Origin of the sequence: Colwellia sp. BRX8-5 (assembly GCF_014077325.1) — a bacterium.
GTDB lineage: Bacteria > Pseudomonadota > Gammaproteobacteria > Enterobacterales > Alteromonadaceae > Colwellia_A.
The window spans coordinates 108,563-128,629 of sequence record NZ_JACGVR010000009.1; the positions used below are offsets into that span (position 1 = coordinate 108,563).

Consider the following 20,067-nt stretch of genomic DNA (forward strand, 5'->3'; position numbering starts at 1 on the left):
GGTCTAAATGTTGCGATATAGCTAGTAACCGCCGTATCAACAAACACCATAAGTATGTAGCTGCGGACGAATGTAACAGGAGAGCATTATGAAATTTTTTAAATTAGTTTTGATTAATTATATTTGGTTATTAGCTTTATTCTCAACGGTATGTGCAGCTGATGGCCTGAAATTTGTAGAGACCGCAGACAGTAAAAAGTCCAAAGAAACTAGGGAACTAGTGCAGTGGACACACAGTCGATTAGTCTTCAATAAACCGCTTGAGCGAATTGCTGTTGGGCAAGAAGAAACTTTACAAGTAGAAGTACTGAGTAAAAATGAAGCTTTAGCATTGGCCAAAAAAGTGGGCCGAACTAGTGTTATGGTTTGGTATACTGATAATACATCAGAAACTTTTCTATTTACTGTTACTTCAGATTTAAGTGTATTACATCACGCCATTAAAGATATTCATCCTAACATCTCGTTGACACTAGCTCCTGATCGTAATGCGCTAGTGTTACGTGGAAAAGTACCTACTATTAAATACCGAATAGCAGCTGAAGCGGCGGCCCGTAACTATTTCGAAGCAGGTCAAGGAGACAATGATAATGTTTTGCTGCAGTCATCGGCAATTGCATCATTGGTTAATAATTTGCGTATGCAGGACAAAGATGTTCAGCATACGCTAAAAAGAAAGACTAAATCAGCCGCTATTATAAACTTAATCAAGGTTGAAATATTACCTGAAGATATTGTTACTCGGGTGAAAAATAATATTAACTTAGTGGGGGGCGAGTCTGTCACTGTGACACGTGTTCAGCATGGAGATGTTCCTAATGCTAATCAAGACACTTTATTACTAAAAGGTTATGTAGATAACCAAGTTGAATTAGTTAGAGTACTTACTGTTGCATCTAGACTCGTGACCGGAGAAGAAAGCAAAAAATCTAAAGAAGCCATTATTACGATTCTAGCGAACGAGTCAGGTGGGCTGTTTACGAGTAATAGCAAGAAAAGCTCAGCTGGCCCGGCAGGACTTGGTATTAGTGGTGCGTCTGGATCCAGCGGAAGTTCAGATAATAACCTTGCTTCAAATATTGGCCGCGCGAAATTATTGTCCATTGCTGGAGGTAAATTATTATCGGTGATTGAAGTACGAGATTTACCGCTAATTCGCGTCTCGGTTCAAATGTACGAAGTTAACCATCGTCGCTTGAAACAGTGGCGTCCAGATTTTTCAGTACTTAGTAAGGGCTATGATAAAACGAGTGGTAATTTTGGCTTAGCAGGAGCTAGCCCTAATGAATCATCATCGACAAAAGTTAATAATGCCTTGCAGGTGTTAGGTGGCGGGCTAGTAAATAATTTGCAAGTAGCAGGTAAAGATTTTGCCTTTGATTTATTGTTTTCAATGTTAGAAGAGGAAGGAATATCTAAAACCTTATCTCGTCCTACTTTAACTGTATTAGCTGGTGAATCAGCTGTATTTTCAGCAGGTGGTGAAGTGCCTGTACCAACTGCATTTGCACCAAGTGGCATTGTAAGTGGTGATGAAGTTGGGGCGAATACTTCTGGTGTTTTTAGTGGGACAACATTTAAATCATTCGGCGTTCAGTTACAGGTTCGCGCTATGGTCGACGAACATGACCGTATTACTTTGGACTTAAACCCGACAATTTCTACACCTGATACGCTTCTAACTCAGGAAATTTCGAGTAGTACAGGTAGCGGATTAAATACCTCAGCGTTTAATGTTAGAAGTATTAGCACATCAACACGTTTGCGTGATGGACAACCTATGGTTATTGGAGGGCTGGTCAGTCGTGACATTAACAATAATCGAGACTTTATACCTGGTGCGAGTCGCGTGCCGGTACTTGGAAAATTAGCAGAGTCAACTTCCGATTCAGATACAGAACGTGAGCTATTTATCATTGTTACACCTACCATCGTTCGTGAGATGAAGCATGAAGTCAACTTATGGCAGTTCCCTTCAACTGAGTTTCTACTACAAAAATCGGTTTTTAATGTCAACCAGGCATTCAATGCCTCAGAAAAGGAGACAGTAAAATGAATATTAAAAAATTATTTTCAATTTGTATGATATTCAGTGGTTTATTTATCACTGGCTGTGCGAACAAGAGTACAAGTAACCAAGTTTATGCGCCCAATGAGCAGTTAGATGAGCTTTTAACTAGGTATGTAAAAATAAAAGTACCTAAGCCTAAGTGTCAAACTCGAACGCAACAATTAATAAAGTGTCGAATGACATCATTTAACCGCGAAGAAATGTGTTTGAATAACCTCGCAAGCAACTCTAATTGTAAAAAAGCGAAAGATCATAATTTAATCGATGTTAAAGCGTTAATGATTAATCTTAACTGTCATGATAATAGCAAACCGATAGTTGATTGTTTTCGATTTGCATCTGAATTGAACGCCTTGTATCTGAAATATCCAAATCATAAGCGAATTATGATGACTAGTGCATTAGTGGAATTTGAAATTGGTAACACTAATACAAGCCAGCAGTTATTAGATTTGATTTTGTCTAAGCGTGGTGCATTTCCTGAAGCGGCTATTTTGCGCAGTAGAATAGCAATGGAAGAAGGGAACTTGACTTTAGCCAGAACAATAGTCAAACGACAGTTGAGTGTAACACCCTATAATCCGCACCTTTATGAACTTCAAGCGGCATACTATTATCTTGAAGGAAAATATACTAAAGCATTACAAGCTATAACATCAGCCGAACGCTTTATGGAAAGTGATTGGCGTATTAATTACCACAGAGGCATAATTTATGAAGCGCAGCAGCAGTGGTATAAAGCTTGTAAGGAGTATACCGGTGTACTAAGAGAACAGCCAGATAACCAGATGATGAGTGCAAAAATACTGTTACTAAGAGAACATATTGGTTGTTATGTTAATCCAGCTTAGCATTTGAAATTGGTGGTAACCCCCTAATACTACCACTTATTAAATAAGCCCAAACCGTTTATTAAGCGCTTGGGTTTTTTATTTTTTAGCGCACAGTCATCACAATAATTGTCGATAAATTTCAAGTTATTCATACTAATTTCATAAAATTTTTCTCATGTGAACTGGTTAAGATAGACCAGCCAACCAATGCTGCACGCGTGAATGTGAGTACTTAAGTTCTGTCTGGAACTAAAGGCTCAATCACCGTAAATCGTGAGAGATCATTCTAGCTCATAATCTTGATTTATTTTTTCTTCATACATCAAGATCAAAACTTCATGGTATTTATTCATTAAATTTGCTTTGCAAATTGCGAATCAATTTGTCACTTCAGCTTTAGATAGTGATCCTCTTGGTATTGTAAACTTAAATAGTCTGAATATGGTCTTTGCTCAACATGTTGTTTAATAAGGGGTTATTAAGGTGTTGTTATTTGATTTTTACATTTACTTACAAGCTGGCACAGCAATCGCAATAGTCTATGTAAGCTCAAATTAATTGGGCTTATAAACGACTAATTTTATAACCTTAGAGGTAAACACTATGAAAGCGATTAAAAACAATACACCGAGTAAAAAGAAGCAAGGCGGATTTGTAATGACTTCAGAGTTGTTGTTGTTATCTACTACGATAGTCATTGGTCTTGTGGTTGGTTTAAGTACTATGCGTGATGCTGTAACGGCTGAAATGGAAGATGTTGCAGAAGCTATTGGTTCACTCGACCAGAGCTACGCTTTTGATGGTATGAAAAATGGTGAGGGTACTGCTGAAATCAGTGGTTCAGGTTTCATCGATGCAGTAGATGCTAACGCTGGTGACGGTCAGAAGTTCGAATTTATAAATACTGACTTTTCTGAATCAGCTAATGATATAAGTGGCACTGCAAGCACCGCCGCGGCTTCTGCTAACAATGTTGGTAGCTTGAATTAATCCGTGGCTCAAAGGGCAGGATAAGTATTTCGCTCCTGTCCTCGTTTTTCTAATCTGATTAATGAGGTGACATATGAAAGCTAAATTAACCGGTAGTGCTACAGGTGCCATGATCCTTTTTGCGGCATCGGGTATGCTAGCTTCAGTGCTAGGACTGCGTCAATTTGACAAGCTGACAACTGAGCCTGCGTGGATAGTAAGTAGCAATCTACAGTCAGGTCAAGTGATCACTTCAGGACTGCTTAAACAAGTACGTATTGATCTGGATAACCTTGTAGGGACGATTCAAAACTCCCGTCGATTGATGGGCCAAACATTAAAAGTTAGTAAGAGTGCGGGTAGTACAATTTCCCCGAGTGACTTAAAGGTCAAAGAAAAAAAATCTTTATCTCATGCTATTCCACCAGGTCGGGTGTTATACACCCTAGAGCATATTCAAAAAGGTATGCCTTACGAACAGTTAAGTGATGGTGATCGTTTTGATGTGGTTGTAAGAGCTCGAAATGGTGTACGTACGGTTGCACGAGATGTGCAGCTCATTGGTATCAACCATCCTGCAGCCCGAAAGGCTGATAATAGTGGTCTGAAAAATATGTTGATGCCTAAAGGTAAACAAGCAGGTAATCAACCCGGTTTGTCGTTGGTTGTTGCCGTAAGACCATCGGATGTGTATCCCTTAACCAGTATTAGAGCAAGCGACGCTGTAGCGATGATTTTCCACAGTGCACATGATATGGCAAAAGGCACTCAATATAGTATTGATCCTAAACAACGTTTTCGTAATGTTGAAATGGTAGCAGGTGTGCACCGCACAAGAGTGCAGGTTATTAATTAACAAAACTTGTAGTAACAATAATATTTCTACTCTCTCCTGAGTAATTTTCCGGTTTAGTCTTACATTGATTGAATCGGATTTTTTTTAATACTAGTACACCTTTTTATATTTAATCGTTATACCCATTTCATAAATTATTGCTCACAGGGAAGTGAGTACTTAGGTTTTGTTTGGAACCAAAAACCTGTGCTCACAGGGAAGTGAGTACTTAGGTTTTGTTTGGAACCAAAAACCTGTGCTCACAGGGAAGTGAGTACTTAGGTTTTGTTTGGAACCAAAAAGGCTATTTGCACATCCCTAACAGGTACTTATTGACCCATCGAAACTTCTTATCTGGATCTACAGCATTACCATAAGTGAAATTTATAAATCATTTTTGATAGAGGTAACTCGTTATAATTTGATTTGTATTTTGCAAATCAAATTACTTATTGCGGTAATCTTCGTAAATATGTATGACTAAATGTTTTTGTTACTTCCAACTTACTACACTGTTTTTTATTGGTTTTTTATGTTTTTTGTGTGATTTTATTGTTTTTTTTTATATTTGGCACAGCAATGGCAATAACCTTAATAGGCTCATTAAATTAATAACAAATGATGAGCCGATATCTTTTTAACACTACCAGAGGTAAACACTATGAAAGCTAATATCAATAAAAAGAACATGAAGAAAAAGCAAGGCGGTTTTGTGATGACGTCAGAATTATTGTTGTTGTCTACGACTATCGTTATTGGTTTAACCGTAGGGTTAACAACAATGCGTGATTCTGTAACTGCTGAAATGGAAGATGTCGCTGAAGCGATTGGTTCACTTGATCAAAGTTATGCCTATGACGGTATGAAAAACGGTGAAGGTACTGCTGAAATCAGTGGTTCAGGATTTATCGATGCCATAGACACTAACGCTGGGGATGGAGTGAAATTTGAATTTATCGCGAGTGATTTTTCTGAAACAGCCAGTTCTATTAGTAGTAGCGCTAGTAGTGGTGCTAATTCTGCTGCCAATGTTGGTAGTTTGATAAACTAAAATACTTAAATAGTAGGGTCAGTCACCTGACTGGCTCTTTTATCTTTAAATTAATGAATGAGGTGATGTATGAAATACAAATTAAATACACCTTTTGCCTGGAGCGTATTCGCATTCGTTACTTTAATATCCATAGCATATTTTTTACTACCATTAAATCATTTGTTCACAGTTTCAGCTTGGGTAACTAAAGTAAATATCTCAGCAGGTCAATTGATTACGTCAGATTTGCTAGTTAAAACTAGAGTTTCTACTAATAATATCTATGGTTCAGTTCAGAACCCTGATGCACTCGTTGGTAAAATGTTAGTGGTGAATAAAGAGGCAAGCAGTACAATTTATTGGCATGAGTTGGCTGTATCCTGTAACAGATTTTGTGTAACTTCCAGTTTTAAATAAAGTCCTTTAAACGGTCTTCGAATTCAATCATAAATCGATTCAAGGCCGTTTTCCCGTTTCTTATTGAGATTGTCCATCTCTTGGATGCCGAATCTATTGCAAGATTAACTACTTTCTTCGCTGAGTCATCAGAGGGAAATCGTTTGCGAATGTCTTGAGGGTATTTATCATCCCAGCGTACGCAGACGTTATCGAGTTCAAGTAATACCTCTTCTTCTGTCACTGATTGATATATTCGCTTTACATCACCCGTTATTGCTTTGTAATTCCCCCAGGGTGCATACTTCATCGAATTTCTTACCATATGAACAATACAGAGCTGAACTTGTGCCGGAGGAAATACGGTATTAATCGCTTCAGCAAAGCCTTTAAGACCATCAACAGATACCTAATAACTCTTTTTACCTTTAATGTTAACACCTAAGGCCAGGTAAACCTCTTTATTGATAACCTGTTTATCTTGTCTGATTTTAACCACTAAACAGTCAAGATAAACAATAGGGTAGACTGAATCTAGAGGTTGATCTTGCCACTCAGTGACTTGTTCTATTACGGCATTAGTGACAAGAGATATAACGTGGGTGAAATATCTGCGCCATACATTTCTTTGAACATTTTAACGATTTCTCTCGTCGTCATACCTTTGGCATAAAGATACAAGATTTTATCGTTCATCGACGTAAATCGCGTTTGATTCTTTTTAACCAATAAAGGCTCGAAACTACCTTCTTTATCACGTGGTGTTTCAAGTTCTACTTGGCCGTCTTCAGTGCGAATGGGCTTCGAATAGTAGCCGTTGCGGCTATTTTTGTGTTGATTTTCTCATGAAGTGCATAACCAAGATGCTCTTCAATCTCTGCGTTTAAAAAGGCTTCAACGGTTATCTTGGCTGCTTGCTTAGCAAATACCCTAGTTCTTTCTTATTCATAGTCTGCCAATCCTAACCCCTTTTGGGGTACTAATGATAGGCAGTTACACAGATTTTGCTACAGGGTCGTTGGTTGGTTCAAACACTAGTATTTATTAACTTTTTATTGCCATAAAATATTGCTAACAAAATGATAATTATTGCTTAACTGTTAATTTATTTTTTGATAACTACTAATTTTTAGCTATACAATGCGCCACATATAGACCCTTTAACTCCGTTTTCTAAGTTACTTCCACAATAAAAAGTTAGTTTTCTTCTCGTTTCTATTACGAAACAAGCGATACATCTCCATTTTAAACAAAGCTGTCGGTTTAGAATCAATAATCATAAATTTTAAAATTATATGAGTCTGACTCTTTAAGCGTATGGGCATTCATTTTTAATAGGCTATATTTTTCGCAAAAAAAAGATTTTCTTTTTTGAATAGCTCAAATGAGGGTACGTAAATAAATAATACAATCTGATTTGCAAATTGCAAATCAGATTGTGAACTAAGCTTTTTAGCTAATAACCAATACAGTGATGATTTAATTTTAATTAAAATTTATTTTATTGTTTTATAAGGATTTATTTGGTTTTATTTTGGTTTGTTTAAAAGCTGGCACAGCAATCGCAATAGTCTATGTAAGCTCAAATAATTTGGGTTTATTAATTACTAACTTACACAACATTAAAGGTAAACATTATGAAAACTCTTATAAACAACAAACTAGGTAAGAAAAAACAAGGCGGATTTGTGATGACTTCAGAGTTGTTATTGTTATCGACTACGATAGTCATTGGCCTAGTCGTAGGTCTAAGTACGATGCGTGACGCTGTAACGGCTGAAATGGAAGATGTTGCTGAAGCAATTGGCTCACTAGACCAGAGCTACGCTTTTGATGGTATGAAAAATGGTGAAGGAACGTCAGAGATAAGTGGCTCTGGTTTTATTGATGCGGTTGATATAAATGCAGGTGATGGTCAGAAGTTTGAATTTATTAATACTGACTTTTCTGAATCTGCCGCCTCTATTAGTGGTACAGCGAGTACAGCTGCTGCTTCTGCTAGTAATACCGGCAGTTTGAACTAATCAGGCGTTTCACGGGCAGGTTCAGCCATTGCACCTGTCCAAAATATTCCTAACTTGATAAATGAGGTGACATATGAAAAGTAAATTAACCGGTAGTGCCACGGGTGCCATGATCCTCTTTGCAGCATCAAGTATGTTAGCTTCAGTGCTAGGACTTCGCCAGTTTGAAAATATGACAACGGAGCCGGCATGGATAGTCAGTAGTAATCTACAACCGGGTCAAGTACTGACTTCATCACTCCTTAAACAAGTGCGTATTGATGAAGACAATCTTGCAGGCACTATACAAAACCCCCGTCATTTGATGGGTAAAACATTAAAGGTTAGCAAGCGAGCAGGGAGTTCGATTTACCCAAGCGACTTGAAAACTAAAGAAAAGAAATCTTTATCTGATGCTATTCCAGCTGGTCGTGTTTTGTTTACCCTAGAGCACATCCAAAAAGGTATGCCTTACGAGCAGTTGAGTGACGGTGACCGCTTTGATGTGGTTGTCAGAGGCAGGAATGGTGTAAGAACCGTTGCCCGTGATGTGCAGTTAATTGGTATTAACCACCCAGCTGCTAAAAAGACTGCAGACAGTGGTTTAAAAAATATGCTAATGCCAAAAAATAAGCAGGCAGGAGTTACCTCTGGGGTGTCTCTAGTTGTGGCGATAAGACCGTCTGATGTATACCCATTAGCGAGTATCAAAGCCAGCGATTCGATAGCGATGATCTTTCACAGTGCACACGATAGGGCAAAAGGTACTCAATATAGTATTGACCCCAAACAACGTTATCGCAATATTGAAATGGTAGCAGGTATTCGTCGTTCAAATGTACGAGTGAACAATTAAAATGCCTTAACAAGGTATTAAGTAAAGGTAACACATCATGAATAACTCAAATAAAATTTTAGGATTTACTGCGCTAGACAAAGAGAATATAGAATCAGAGCGCTTTCGTGAGTTACGTCGTTTTTTACATAATCGCCTAATTGACGGTATGGAAGAGCAGAACATACATCTGTTAAAAGATACTTCGCAGGTTGAACGTCGCCTTGAACGATTGATTGAAGAAATACGTCCAAGATTAAATCCAGGTTTAAGCGTATATGAGAGACAAGCATTAACCCTGCAAATTATGCAAGAGTTAACGGGCTTGGGTCCAATTTCTGACTTAATGAAAGAACCTGGTGTTACCGATATTTTAATAAACGGTCCAGATGAAATTTGGGTTGATAGAAACGGACGATTAACAAAAACTAAGTTACGTTTTGATAACGAAAGTCATTTACGTCGCTTTTTGGACAGAGTGTTAAGTACTCAAGGTAGGCAGCTAGATGCACGTCAACCTATGGTAGATTCTCGCTTGCCTGATGGTAGTCGATTACATGCAGTGATCCCACCGCTTTGTGAGTCGGGACCAATCGTTTCAATTAGACGTTTTCATACCGAGGATTTGACTACTCAGCAACTAATTAATAGGGGGTTTCTAAGTAAAGCCATGATGGACTTCTTAGAACTTGCCGTATCAACAGGTATCAATATAGTAATAGCGGGTAGCGCAGGAGCAGGAAAAACCACTTTATTGAACGCTATATCAGGTTTTATCCCTACAACAGAGCGTATCGTAACCGTTGAAGAAACGGCTGAGCTTCAGCTAAAGCATCCCCACGTTATCTCACTCGAGTCTAGACATGTTAATAGCGAAGGCAGTGGTGCAATTAATCTTAGTGATTTAGTTAGAAATGCACTTCGCATGAGGGCTGACCGTATAGTGGTTGGTGAAGTCAGGGGGGTTGAAGTTTTGGATATGTTGCAAGCGATGAATGTTGGTCATGACGGTAGCTTAACTACCTTACATGCTAATAGCCCACATGATGTAATCAGCCGCATGGAAACACTTGCGTTAATGGGTGGAGGCTTTTCAAAAGAAGCTATTCAGCAGATGATTCGTTCTTCTCTACAATTAATTATTCAAGTTATGCGCTTCCAAGATGGCAGCCGCAGAGTCGTAAGCATTTGCGAGTTAGTTCATGGTGAAGATAAAGATGAAATTCGAGAGTTGTTTAGTTTTAAGCACGCAGCAAACAGTGAACCAGACCATATACATGGTAAGCATGTTGCAACAGGTAATAGTACTGAACTAGCGGCTAAGGTAGCAGTAAAAGGCTATAAAAGTGAACAATTCAATCGATTATTAAAGGTGGACTAGTGATGATAAATATAGAGTTTATCGGTTTATCCCTAAGTTTATTGGTAATGCTAATTATTGTATTGCATTGGTTTCGTGAATCTAAAAGGGGCAACGCCAATTTTTCATATGCTGTTAAGAGCAAACCTGATTCGTCATTGTATAATCATTTGCAAACGCTTAATTTGAATCTACCTCCAGCACTTGTTATTGCGGGTATAGCAATCGTTGCCTTCGCTATTTTTATGTTACTGCTTGAGATATTCCCCAAGCATATTCCTTTGGCGGCTATTGCGGGAATGGCGGTAACGGTGTTTTGCTTTAATAGCATCAGTGATATGGCGAAAATGAAAATAAAACGAGTAGAGAAAGGTTTAGCTGAAGCTATGGATATGATGAAAGCGGCTTTAACGAGTGGCCAGTCGCCTCACCAGGCTATTGCTTTAGCTGCACAGTCAGGTCAAGGAACTGTTAAGCATCAACTAACAGAAATGTTAGGACGCTTGGATATGGGCTGTTCGCCAGAACAGGCTATTAATCATCTAACAACCAAATACAACTGTATTGCAACTCGACTATTTGCACAAGTTATTATTGCACGCTATCAATCAGGAAGTGATCTCACTTTTATGCTTGATTCTGTTAACCGCATTGTTCGAGATCGACAACGTCACCAGTTACAAATTGACACTCACTTATCCGGTACTCGTTATGCTGCAATATTATGTGGTGGTTTACCCTATATATTGATTCCAATTTTACTATGGCAACAACCTGACTGGTTCGACACCTTATTAAAGCATCCATCTGGACCAACATACTTGGGCGGGGCGCTATTTTTACAATTTACTGGTTATTTATGGTTACGTCGTATATCGAGGATAGAGCAATGAATATATTCAACTGGCTGGATTTACTTTTTTTACTAATGTTAATTATTTTTCTCTACTTTTTAAAACAAAGTCTTACCAAAGAGAATAAATTGATTGATGATCCCTTTAATAAGTCCAAAAAAGCTTATTTAATTTATCCAAATAAATTGATCCGCCAATGTGGTATTTCAGTGGCTGGTTTCTGGTTATGGTACTGGTCAGTAAAGTGGTGCACTGCTGTAGTACTAGTAATAATTGCTATTGAGTTGTCATTTAATTTATGGATTATTATCAGTACGGGTATTGTGTCCTTTTTATTGATGGACATGTATCTACTTATAAACCGGAGTAATCGTCGACGTAGAATTAATCTGTCATTAGTCTTTTTTATCAATTTACTGATTGTTTTTTTGAAGTCAGGTTTATCGTTAAGCCAGGCATTTCGAAAAGCTGCTCAATTTGGCTTGCAAAAAGACAACCCTTTGGCAGCAGAGCTTGAGTTAATTGCTTACGAGCTAGATGCTGGCCGTGATCGCACTGCAGCCTTTGATAATTTGTCTGTCAGGACTGGTGTAGAGGCGTTAAATAAATTATCGGTAATAATTAAGGCTGGGATTGAAGTAGGTAGCCCCGTTGGTGACGGATTACAATCATTAGCTGACTTTCTGAGGTTACAACAGGACCAACAACTAACAAGTAGAATTAACCGCAAAGCCCTCGAATCTACTTTGCCGATGGCAATGGTCTGCTTCCCGATGTTTTTTGTGCTAGTATTTTTTCCTGCTGGACAGCAGATCAGCGAAATAATGAAATTGTTGGGTGATATCCTATAATTATAAGATATGCTGTTTTAGCGGTGCTAAATAATAAAAGGAAGTAAAATGATTGAAGTTAGATTGCCAAAAATAATGAAGGAAAATTCTCGATTAAAAAAACAAGCAGGTTTTGTTTTAACCATTGAGCTGATCCTGATTATTACTATTTTAGTCATAGGAAGCTTTGTTGGCATAGCTGCTGTTCGCAATGCATTATTTGAACAAAAGATTAAGCAACAAGACCGAACCGTGTTGGTGGCAGATAGTAATAGTCAGGTGTTAGGCGAAGTGATAAATTTTGATGAACATGATGCACCACAATTGTTTTTTATTGACCGTACCTCTACAGACAGCACAACAAATTACCGAGCACTAATAGGTGTTCGTGATGACCGTTTCACCAGTAGAGAGCCAATTTATTACACTGAACTAAACTGCCAAGGCCCTCCTTGCATCAAGCCAACCAGTGCTGAGACTTTAGATAATACAGGCATTAGCCGTTTACCTAATACGGGTTCAGTGAGCTACTTTCAAGCATTGCAGGGCGCTCCTAATTACGCCATTGGTCGCTCACCTAATGGGCTGCCAGGATTTTTATATAAAGAAACCTTTGAAGCTTGCCCGATGCTAGAAATTATTGGGGGAATTGGTTCTCCTATTGGATCACGTTATATTTCACAAAAAGTGTTAACCGGTGAGCCATGCGAATCACCATTCATCTTACCTACTTCGCTGGGGCAACCGGCATTAACTTGCCAAGCATCTGAGGTTGATATTTCAATTAATAACGTAACAGATAATCTTCTTGAAAAAAAAATCAAATTGGGTATTTGTGATGCAGGCTGTGGCACTAATACACAATTGCAATGTAGTTGTCCATCTGGATATTATTCTGTTGCTGATGGCTCTGTCGATGGCCAGTGCTGCCCGACGGGTACAAATTATGACGACCCTTCATTTTGTAGCGGCTTGAGCCTGAAAAAAGCAGAATCTGTCATTAATATAAATGATCCTACTCAAAATGCGTTAGAGCAATTTACACCCCCTTTCCAGGTTAACTTACCAGTCTTAGGCGGTAGAGTTGATGGCGACCAATGGTACAACACTGCGCCAAAGGGTGAAGGCAATAACTGATAAAGGTTGTTAAGAAAAAGCAGGGAAGGATGTATAACTACATTCTTCCCTTTTTTTTACAAATGGCAATTTGGTAATCAGTCTTAGTAATTTGATTTGCATTTTGCAACTATCAGTATTTAATAAATGTAAATACTAGTGGTTATGTTTTATTAGGTTTTATTTTTCAGTGGCTTATGTGTTTTTTTTGGTTTGGGGTTTACGTTGGTCTACGAATTGCTTTGTTAGTACTATCGACTCAAAGTAAATTAGGAATGAAATAATATGAATATGTCACTTTCACCAATAGATACACTTGAAACAACAATTGTTCACACGCCATCAAAGTTAGATGACTTGACTTGCATTATTGAAGACGCATTACAAAATCAGCACTTCTCTATGGTTTATCAACCACTTTTTTGTATGCAAAATAGTAAATTAACAGGTTTTGAAGCTTTGGTTAGATGTCACTCTCCTCAGTTCGGGTTTATTTCTCCTGATAAGTTTATTCCACATGCCGAGAAAAATGGTCAGATTATTGAACTGGGAAGTTGGATATTTAAACAAGTACTGTTGGATCTTAAACGTTATCTTCAATATGGTTTAAAAGATATTACCGTTTCAATTAATGTATCTGCTGTTCAGATAGCAAATACTGATATTTTTGAGCAAATTATGACCTTAGTGGATAAACTAGAAATACCTACACGTTGTATTAAATTGGAGTTGACTGAAACTGCACTGATCCAAAATCCCAAAGTTATCGCTAAGGTTTTTGACGCCTTTCAAAAAGAAGGGATCGAAATATGGGTAGATGACTTTGGAACTGGTTTTGCTTCTTTAAGTTTACTAAGAGAATTCAAAGTTAATGGTTTGAAAATAGATAAAAGCTTCGTTGATGGTATCGCGACATGTAACGAAGATTTTACTCTATGTAGTGCAATCGTAGCAATGGCACAACGACTAGGCATGCATATTGTGGCTGAAGGTATTGAAGATGAAGTGCAACTGCAAATACTTAACCAATTAGGTTGTGATACTGCGCAAGGCTACTTACTAGGACGTCCAGCATCATTTGAAGATAATTTACGCCGTTGGAGTTAAAACAATATTCATAGGTAGTTTAGATGATGAATATTAAGATTTGTCTAATTTGCAATTTGCAACGCATTTTGTAATAGTGTTTAAATAGTGAGCAGATTTTTAATCAGTGAGTAGAGTATGAGCTGTTTAATGGATGAAAAGGTCATTCAACAAATGATCGAAGATTTAGATGAACTAACTTGTCATAAATTGATTGGTTTGTTTATAGACGAGATGACCATGTCTTTAGTCGATTTAGAAAATGCATTTATCTCGATGGATTTGAAGAAAATTGAAGAAGTGACACATAAACTTAAAAACTCGGCAGCACTTTATGGGGCTATGACTGTAGCAACAATGGCCAGTGAAATAAATGATAGGTTATGCTCAACCTCAAGGCTCTTTAGGGATACAGATAACCAGCTATTAGATTTGATCAAACAAACTCTGAAACTGTATAACAACAAATATGGCAAAGAATTTTAGTAAGGGAATAATATGTCTAAAAATTCACAAAAAACCTTGGTTTATATTGTAGAAGACAGTGTATCAAGTGGAGCCCTTTACAGTTCTCAACTTGAAAGTATAGGTTATGAAACTAGGCATTTTGTAGATGGTTATTCTGCCTTAGCCGCGATTAAAGAAAAAATGCCCAGTGTTATTATTCAAGATGTTTGCTTACCAGATATTAGCGGTTTAGATGTACTGCAATTTGTCAAGCGTCAGAAGTCACCTGCACGGGTTATTATTATCACTTCTAATAGTTCTATTGAAGTAGCTGTTGATGCTATGCGCTTGGGCGGTTTTGACTTTATAGAGAAGCCGTTTACTAGAGAAAGAATGGTGACTTCGGTTTATGATGCAATAAAGCAGATTAATCTGGAAACAGAACCCCCTGCAGTTGAAGATGAAGTTTCAGATCAACCAGATACGAGTTTTCTTGGTGAATCATTAGCGATGAAAACTGTTTTTCGCTTGCTAGATAGTGCTGCTCGTAGCAAGGCAAGCGTATTTGTCACCGGTGAAAGTGGAACAGGTAAAGAGGTTTGTGCTCAGTACTTACATAACACCAGTGCTCGGAAAAATGGTCCCGTGATTGCAATTAACTGTGCGGCGATACCAAAAGATTTATTTGAATCAGAGTTTTTTGGTCATATGAAAGGCTCTTTTAGTGGCGCTCTGGCCGATAGAAAAGGAGCTGTAGAGGTCGCTAATGGTGGAACGCTATTTCTAGACGAAATTTGTGAAATGGATTTAAATTTACAATCTAAGTTACTTCGATTTTTGCAAACAGGTACATTTAGTCGTGTTGGTAGTAGTGACGTAATACAAAGTGATGTTAGGGTTGTTTGTGCAACTAATCGTAATCCAGCAGCCGAAGTTGGCGAAGGTCGCTTTAGAGAAGATTTATATTATAGATTAAATGTTATTCCAGTTCAGTTACCTGCTTTAAGGGATAGAGGTCCAGATATTTTATTGTTGGCTAACGCTATTTTATTGGATAAAAATGAAGCTAATGATAAAGGATTTCAACAGTTTTCATCAGATGTTCAGACATTATTTATGAAGTATGACTGGCCGGGTAATATTCGAGAATTGCAAAATGTGATTGAGAATATGGTCGTAATCAATACTGGTACTGAGATTACAATTGACATGTTACCAGAGAGCTTCAGACAAACTAACCTTCAAGTTACAACTACACCAAGTGTAATTAAATCAGAAACCAAGGCAAGTACTTCTGTTGGCCCTACCAGTATTCAAGAGATTGTTCCCATGTGGATAGTTGAAAAAAACACTATAGAAAAGGCAATCGAAGTTTGTGATGGTAACATCCCGCTGGCCGCCGCACACCTAGGCGTAAGTGCGTCAACAATTTATAGAAAAATGAAAAACTGGGACTAGTTGCCCAGCTTTGTTAACCTGCTAATTTTGGGACTTTACTAAGTAATAAAAACTGGTAAGTTGTAGTCCTATATATGATTGTACTATGGGTAATATTTGAGTTTAATCGAGCCATGGATAACTTAACAAATAGCCGTTGAGTAGTGAAACTCTTAAATCTAAAATATAATTTTTAGTGAAGTCATATTCAGTTAGTTCAAGATACTTGTAATATATTTATATAATCTTTAAATAAAATGTATCAATTAATTTATATATTCTTAAATGCAAAGCAATTTGACTTGCATATTGCGAATCAAATTGCATGTTCAATAATTCCCATCAAATTACACTGAGTGAATAAGTATAAAAAATATTATTTATCAATAATTTAAGTTTTTTTTTGATATTGTTAAATGCTGGAGTATTTCTTGCTTTTGTTAAGTGCATGAACAAATTTAAAAAGCATAGGTGAATAGATGAAGATATTAATTCAATTTTTAGCAATAATTTATATTACATGTTTTATTGGCTTTGCTAGTGCGGATACAGCTGAGGTTGTTGAAGCTAAGCCTCTAGTATTTGGGATAGTTCCGCAGCAATCAGCAGCTAAGTTAGCTCGTAACTGGATTCCGTTACTTAAACTGATCAGTAAGAACACAGGTATTGAACTCAAATTTGCGACAGCTCCCGATATTCCAACGTTTGAAAAGCGATTAATTGCAGGTGACTATGATATTGCGTATATGAACCCATACCACTACGCTGTATTAAGTAAGGAAGAAGGCTTTAAAGCACTTGTACATGAACTAGGGAAAAAAATTAAAGGCATTTTAGTTGCTAATAAAAATAGTGAAATTAACAAGATCGAAGACTTATCGATGCAAACAATTGCTTTTCCAGCGCCAGCATCTTTTGCCGCCACATTGATCCCCAAGGCAAACTTAGCACAGAAAAACATTAACGTTCAAAGTAAATATGTTAATTCACACGATGCTGTATATCGCAATGTTGCCATGGGCCGTTTGGTAGCAGGCGGCGGAATAATACGCACGTTTAATGCATTACCAGAGCGCTTTCGAAAGCAATTAAAAATCATCTGGACATCAGACGGTTATACACCACACGCAATTGCTACTCATCCGCGGGTTACTGAAGATATTCGACAAAAACTACTTCGTGGTTTTTTAGATATTAAAAATTCTGATGCTAGTGTGAAATTACTAGTGCCACTAAGAATGAAGGGTTTTACACAAGCAAACGATCAAGAGTGGAATGATGTTCGTAGTTTAAATATTAATCTTCTACTTGGTAAAAATTAAAAAACTTACTTTTTGGCTCAGGGTATTTCTATGTCATTTCGAATTAAAACAATGTTATTCATAGGCATTACAGAAGCTCTATTTTTGTTATTGTTACTTTGGCAATCTCTAGCATATCTTGAGCAATCAGGTGAAGAGGCTTTATATAAACGAGCCAGCGAGACCTCTCATTTATTTAGCTTACTCGCTAAAAATGCGGTGATCTCATCAGATATTGCTGCATTGGACGAAATTACACAGCAAATAGCTGTGCTCGGAGGTGTTCAATATATTCGTGTATTAGACAGTGACGGTATTCTTGCACAAGCTGGAGATACAAGTAGTTTAGAGGATGGCTTTTTCGAAGATACTCTAATTTACCAGGTAGATGACCGTATATTTGATACGCAGGTTTTAGTAATGGAGTCAGGAACTGAATTTGCCAAAGTACAAGTAGGTTTACCCGTTGACCCCTTATTGTTATTTATAAGTGAAGCGCGCTATCGTTTATTTGGTATTGCTTTAGCTGAATTGGTAATGGTTGGCCTGATTTCGCTAATACTTGGTAGTTACTTAACCAAAGGTTTACTTGTTTTACAAAAAGTAGCACTTGCTGTAACAAAAGGTGATATGTCGTCCAGGGCGGATACAGAATCAAAAGATGAACTTGGTGTCACTGCAAAAGCGTTTAATGTGATGTTAGATAAGATTAATGATGATCAGAAAAAACTTAATGAAAACGCTATTAATCTCACCAAAGCAAAACAAACAGCAGAGAATGCATCCCAAGCTAAATCTAGATTTTTATCACAAATGAGCCATGAAATACGCTCACCAATGAATGCAGTGTTAGGTGCAGTTAATCTAATATCGGAAAAAATTAAAGAGCCCCCTGAGCATATTCGGTTGCTAAACACAGCGCAAAGTAGTGGCAGAGCACTATTAGAGGTTGTTAATGACATACTCGATTTTTCTAAAATTGAGGCAGGTCACATGTCACTAAAATATAGTGAAGTAGAACTCTTACCTTTACTTGAAGATGTATTGAATTGCGCCGAAGCTAAAATAGCTAATCGAGACTTAACGATATTGGGTGATGTTGCACCAGGGACTGTTGAGCGAGTTATTACTGATGCAACACGTTTACGTCAGATACTGACTATTTTAGTCGATAATGCCTGTAATTTTACTCCCCGTGGGATTGTTTTGGTGACTATCCAACGAATCCAAATAGCAGATGGTAAAGATACACTGCAGTTGAATGTAAAAGACTCTGGTATAGGGATTAGAGAAAAATATTTAAATCAAATATTCGAAGAATTTGAACAGGTTGATTCGACATTAGAGGCAAATTCCAGCGGCACTGGATTAGGCTTAAATATAGCCAAAGGGCTTATTACCTTAATGGGGGGATCAATTACTGTTAGTAGTAAATTAAATCAGGGCAGCGATTTTTGTTTTACGATGCCCGTAGAGTTTGTTGAAGATAAAACAATAGATAAACATCAATTTGAAGGCCCAATGGTACTTGTTTCGGATAATCAAAGTTTACAGGAAGTTTTTGCTAATAAAATTAAACAAATAGGGGGCACTTTCTTCGGCTTTAGCAATGTAGATATGTTACGTGAGCAGGCAACGCCGCAATTATTAAGTAAAAAATCGGTGTGGCTAATAGAGGATGGAGCGACTGTTAACAACAGCAATAAGATTTGGTTAGACTCGCTTGGTATTAATGTTCACTGTATTTCTAGCTTAGGTGAAACTTTGTCAAGTTCATACCTAGGCTTTAATCGTATAAATAAACCACTACTCTTTAACAATATATGTTCTTTGAACGATAAAAACAATACATTTTCAGTGACGAAATCTCAATTAACTTATAGTGCTCATAATGATAAAAAAAATATTTTATTAGTTGATGATATGGAAGCTAATCGATTTATTGCGGGTGAAACATTAAAGAATCGTGGCTACCAAGTTGTTTTTGCATGTAATGGTTTTGATGCGCTCGATATTTTAGAAACACAAGTTTTTGATGTTATTCTAATGGATATTCGTATGCCAAAAATGAATGGAATAGTCACAGTAGAACATTTAAAAGCAAGCGGTGGTATTAATAAAGACACCCCAGTAATTGCGATGACAGCAAACGCAGAAAAATCTGAAATGGCGAGATGTAAAGCTGCAGGAATGGAAGGCTTTGTCGGTAAGCCTTTCGATACACAAGTGCTAATCGAAAGTATTAATCATTGTATCTACAGCACCGAAACACAAGAAAAAAGCAAAGCTAATAGCCCTTTAAATGAAAATGAAGTGTTGTCAGAAAGCGTACTTAAAACCTTGGCAGAGGATTTGTCCGAAGTCGCAGTTTTAACTTTGGTCAACCTATTTATTATTGATATTGAAGAACGAGTGCAGATGATAGAAACCTCGTTAGAGAAGTCGGATATTGAAGCACTTGGGGATCATGCCCATGCCTTAAAAAGCTCTGCGGGTTCATTAGGGGCAACGGCCATGTATAATTTTTGTAAAAGATTAGAACAAGCCAGTTTAGAAAAAAAACTTATGGAAGCTGAAGTTATATGCAAAGAACTAAAGTCTATTAGTGAGTTAACGCTCAAAACATATATCGACTTTAGCGCAAAATATGTATAGGTCTTT

17 protein-coding genes and 1 pseudogene are annotated in these 20,067 nt (G+C 37.4%); 17 read left to right on the forward strand and 1 reads right to left on the reverse strand.

Annotated features, from left to right (window positions below; genetic code table 11):
* Positions 1-88: 88 nt before the first annotated feature.
* From H4J62_RS08670 to H4J62_RS08695, 6 genes are all read left to right on the forward strand, one after another.
* Positions 89-2,056 (forward strand): pilus assembly protein N-terminal domain-containing protein, encoded by a 1,968-nt coding sequence (locus H4J62_RS08670; protein WP_182216377.1) that lies wholly within the window; start codon positions 89-91, stop codon positions 2,054-2,056.
* Positions 2,053-2,922, forward strand: a complete 870-nt coding sequence (locus H4J62_RS08675; RefSeq protein WP_182216379.1) for a M48 family metallopeptidase — start codon at positions 2,053-2,055, stop codon at positions 2,920-2,922. Before H4J62_RS08670 ends, H4J62_RS08675 begins: the two co-directional genes overlap by 4 nt.
* A gap of 585 nt (positions 2,923-3,507) precedes the next feature.
* Positions 3,508-3,894, forward strand: coding sequence for a hypothetical protein (locus tag H4J62_RS08680; protein ID WP_182216380.1), 387 nt, complete (start codon positions 3,508-3,510; stop codon positions 3,892-3,894).
* Positions 3,895-3,967: 73 nt separating this feature from the next.
* Positions 3,968-4,729, forward strand: a complete 762-nt coding sequence (locus H4J62_RS08685; RefSeq protein ID WP_182216382.1) for an SAF domain-containing protein — start codon at positions 3,968-3,970, stop codon at positions 4,727-4,729.
* Positions 4,730-5,369: 640 nt separating this feature from the next.
* Positions 5,370-5,759: a hypothetical protein gene (locus H4J62_RS08690; protein WP_182216384.1), complete on the forward strand. Its 390-nt coding sequence runs from the start codon at positions 5,370-5,372 to the stop codon at positions 5,757-5,759.
* Between the two features lie 69 nt (positions 5,760-5,828).
* Positions 5,829-6,158 (forward strand): SAF domain-containing protein, encoded by a 330-nt coding sequence (locus H4J62_RS08695; RefSeq protein ID WP_182216386.1) that lies wholly within the window; start codon positions 5,829-5,831, stop codon positions 6,156-6,158.
* Here the strand turns inward: H4J62_RS08695 and H4J62_RS08700 are convergent.
* Positions 6,151-6,935, reverse strand: a pseudogene (locus H4J62_RS08700) (transposase). The gene H4J62_RS08695 and the pseudogene H4J62_RS08700 overlap by 8 nt on opposite strands.
* 839 nt (positions 6,936-7,774) lie before the next feature.
* Between H4J62_RS08700 and H4J62_RS08705 the strand changes: the two are divergent.
* The 11 genes from H4J62_RS08705 (at position 7,775) to H4J62_RS08755 (ending at position 20,061) form a co-directional block, all read left to right on the forward strand.
* Entirely contained in the window at positions 7,775-8,161 is a 387-nt protein-coding gene (locus H4J62_RS08705; RefSeq protein ID WP_182216387.1) for a hypothetical protein, read from the forward strand.
* Positions 8,162-8,234: 73 nt separating this feature from the next.
* Positions 8,235-8,996, forward strand: coding sequence for an SAF domain-containing protein (locus tag H4J62_RS08710; RefSeq protein ID WP_182216389.1), 762 nt, complete (start codon positions 8,235-8,237; stop codon positions 8,994-8,996).
* Positions 8,997-9,033: 37 nt separating this feature from the next.
* Positions 9,034-10,356 carry a CpaF family protein gene (locus H4J62_RS08715; RefSeq protein ID WP_182216391.1) on the forward strand — a complete coding sequence of 441 codons (1,323 nt, stop codon included), beginning with the start codon at positions 9,034-9,036 and terminating at the stop codon, positions 10,354-10,356.
* A gap of 2 nt (positions 10,357-10,358) precedes the next feature.
* A complete protein-coding gene (locus H4J62_RS08720) occupies positions 10,359-11,228 on the forward strand; it encodes a type II secretion system F family protein (protein WP_259364964.1) in 870 nt (289 codons plus the stop codon).
* Positions 11,225-12,040 (forward strand): type II secretion system F family protein, encoded by an 816-nt coding sequence (locus H4J62_RS08725; protein WP_182216394.1) that lies wholly within the window; start codon positions 11,225-11,227, stop codon positions 12,038-12,040. The genes H4J62_RS08720 and H4J62_RS08725 overlap by 4 nt, the downstream gene beginning before the upstream one ends.
* Positions 12,041-12,088: 48 nt before the next feature.
* Positions 12,089-13,156 (forward strand): hypothetical protein, encoded by a 1,068-nt coding sequence (locus H4J62_RS08730; protein ID WP_182216396.1) that lies wholly within the window; start codon positions 12,089-12,091, stop codon positions 13,154-13,156.
* Positions 13,157-13,420: 264 nt separating this feature from the next.
* Positions 13,421-14,242 carry an EAL domain-containing protein gene (locus H4J62_RS08735; RefSeq protein ID WP_259364963.1) on the forward strand — a complete coding sequence of 274 codons (822 nt, stop codon included), beginning with the start codon at positions 13,421-13,423 and terminating at the stop codon, positions 14,240-14,242.
* Between the two features lie 129 nt (positions 14,243-14,371).
* The gene (locus tag H4J62_RS08740) at positions 14,372-14,707 is read left to right on the forward strand and encodes an Hpt domain-containing protein (RefSeq protein WP_182216398.1); all 336 of its coding nucleotides are present in this window, start codon (positions 14,372-14,374) and stop codon (positions 14,705-14,707) included.
* A 12-nt stretch (positions 14,708-14,719) separates the two neighbouring features.
* The gene (locus H4J62_RS08745) at positions 14,720-16,126 is read left to right on the forward strand and encodes a sigma-54 dependent transcriptional regulator (RefSeq protein WP_182216399.1); all 1,407 of its coding nucleotides are present in this window, start codon (positions 14,720-14,722) and stop codon (positions 16,124-16,126) included.
* A 458-nt stretch (positions 16,127-16,584) separates the two neighbouring features.
* Positions 16,585-17,427, forward strand: coding sequence for a phosphate/phosphite/phosphonate ABC transporter substrate-binding protein (locus tag H4J62_RS08750; protein ID WP_182216401.1), 843 nt, complete (start codon positions 16,585-16,587; stop codon positions 17,425-17,427).
* A gap of 30 nt (positions 17,428-17,457) precedes the next feature.
* A complete protein-coding gene (locus H4J62_RS08755; RefSeq protein ID WP_182216403.1) occupies positions 17,458-20,061 on the forward strand; it encodes a response regulator in 2,604 nt (867 codons plus the stop codon).
* The last annotated feature ends 6 nt before the right edge of the window (positions 20,062-20,067 follow it).

What these genes read in the sequence shown, in the direction of transcription:
- H4J62_RS08715 (WP_182216391.1), top strand. Translation starts at nt 9,034, where the DNA reads ATGAATAACTCAAATAAAATTTTAGGATTTACTGCGCTAGACAAAGAG.
- H4J62_RS08675 (WP_182216379.1), top strand. Translation starts at nt 2,053, where the DNA reads ATGAATATTAAAAAATTATTTTCAATTTGTATGATATTCAGTGGTTTA.
- H4J62_RS08735 (WP_259364963.1), top strand. Translation starts at nt 13,421, where the DNA reads ATGAATATGTCACTTTCACCAATAGATACACTTGAAACAACAATTGTT.
- H4J62_RS08685 (WP_182216382.1), top strand. Translation starts at nt 3,968, where the DNA reads ATGAAAGCTAAATTAACCGGTAGTGCTACAGGTGCCATGATCCTTTTT.
- H4J62_RS08750 (WP_182216401.1), top strand. Translation starts at nt 16,585, where the DNA reads ATGAAGATATTAATTCAATTTTTAGCAATAATTTATATTACATGTTTT.
- H4J62_RS08720 (WP_259364964.1), top strand. Translation starts at nt 10,359, where the DNA reads ATGATAAATATAGAGTTTATCGGTTTATCCCTAAGTTTATTGGTAATG.
- H4J62_RS08695 (WP_182216386.1), top strand. Translation starts at nt 5,829, where the DNA reads ATGAAATACAAATTAAATACACCTTTTGCCTGGAGCGTATTCGCATTC.
- H4J62_RS08755 (WP_182216403.1), top strand. Translation starts at nt 17,458, where the DNA reads ATGTCATTTCGAATTAAAACAATGTTATTCATAGGCATTACAGAAGCT.
- H4J62_RS08710 (WP_182216389.1), top strand. Translation starts at nt 8,235, where the DNA reads ATGAAAAGTAAATTAACCGGTAGTGCCACGGGTGCCATGATCCTCTTT.
- H4J62_RS08730 (WP_182216396.1), top strand. Translation starts at nt 12,089, where the DNA reads ATGATTGAAGTTAGATTGCCAAAAATAATGAAGGAAAATTCTCGATTA.
- H4J62_RS08680 (WP_182216380.1), top strand. Translation starts at nt 3,508, where the DNA reads ATGAAAGCGATTAAAAACAATACACCGAGTAAAAAGAAGCAAGGCGGA.
- H4J62_RS08670 (WP_182216377.1), top strand. Translation starts at nt 89, where the DNA reads ATGAAATTTTTTAAATTAGTTTTGATTAATTATATTTGGTTATTAGCT.
- H4J62_RS08740 (WP_182216398.1), top strand. Translation starts at nt 14,372, where the DNA reads ATGGATGAAAAGGTCATTCAACAAATGATCGAAGATTTAGATGAACTA.
- H4J62_RS08745 (WP_182216399.1), top strand. Translation starts at nt 14,720, where the DNA reads ATGTCTAAAAATTCACAAAAAACCTTGGTTTATATTGTAGAAGACAGT.
- H4J62_RS08705 (WP_182216387.1), top strand. Translation starts at nt 7,775, where the DNA reads ATGAAAACTCTTATAAACAACAAACTAGGTAAGAAAAAACAAGGCGGA.
- H4J62_RS08690 (WP_182216384.1), top strand. Translation starts at nt 5,370, where the DNA reads ATGAAAGCTAATATCAATAAAAAGAACATGAAGAAAAAGCAAGGCGGT.
- H4J62_RS08725 (WP_182216394.1), top strand. Translation starts at nt 11,225, where the DNA reads ATGAATATATTCAACTGGCTGGATTTACTTTTTTTACTAATGTTAATT.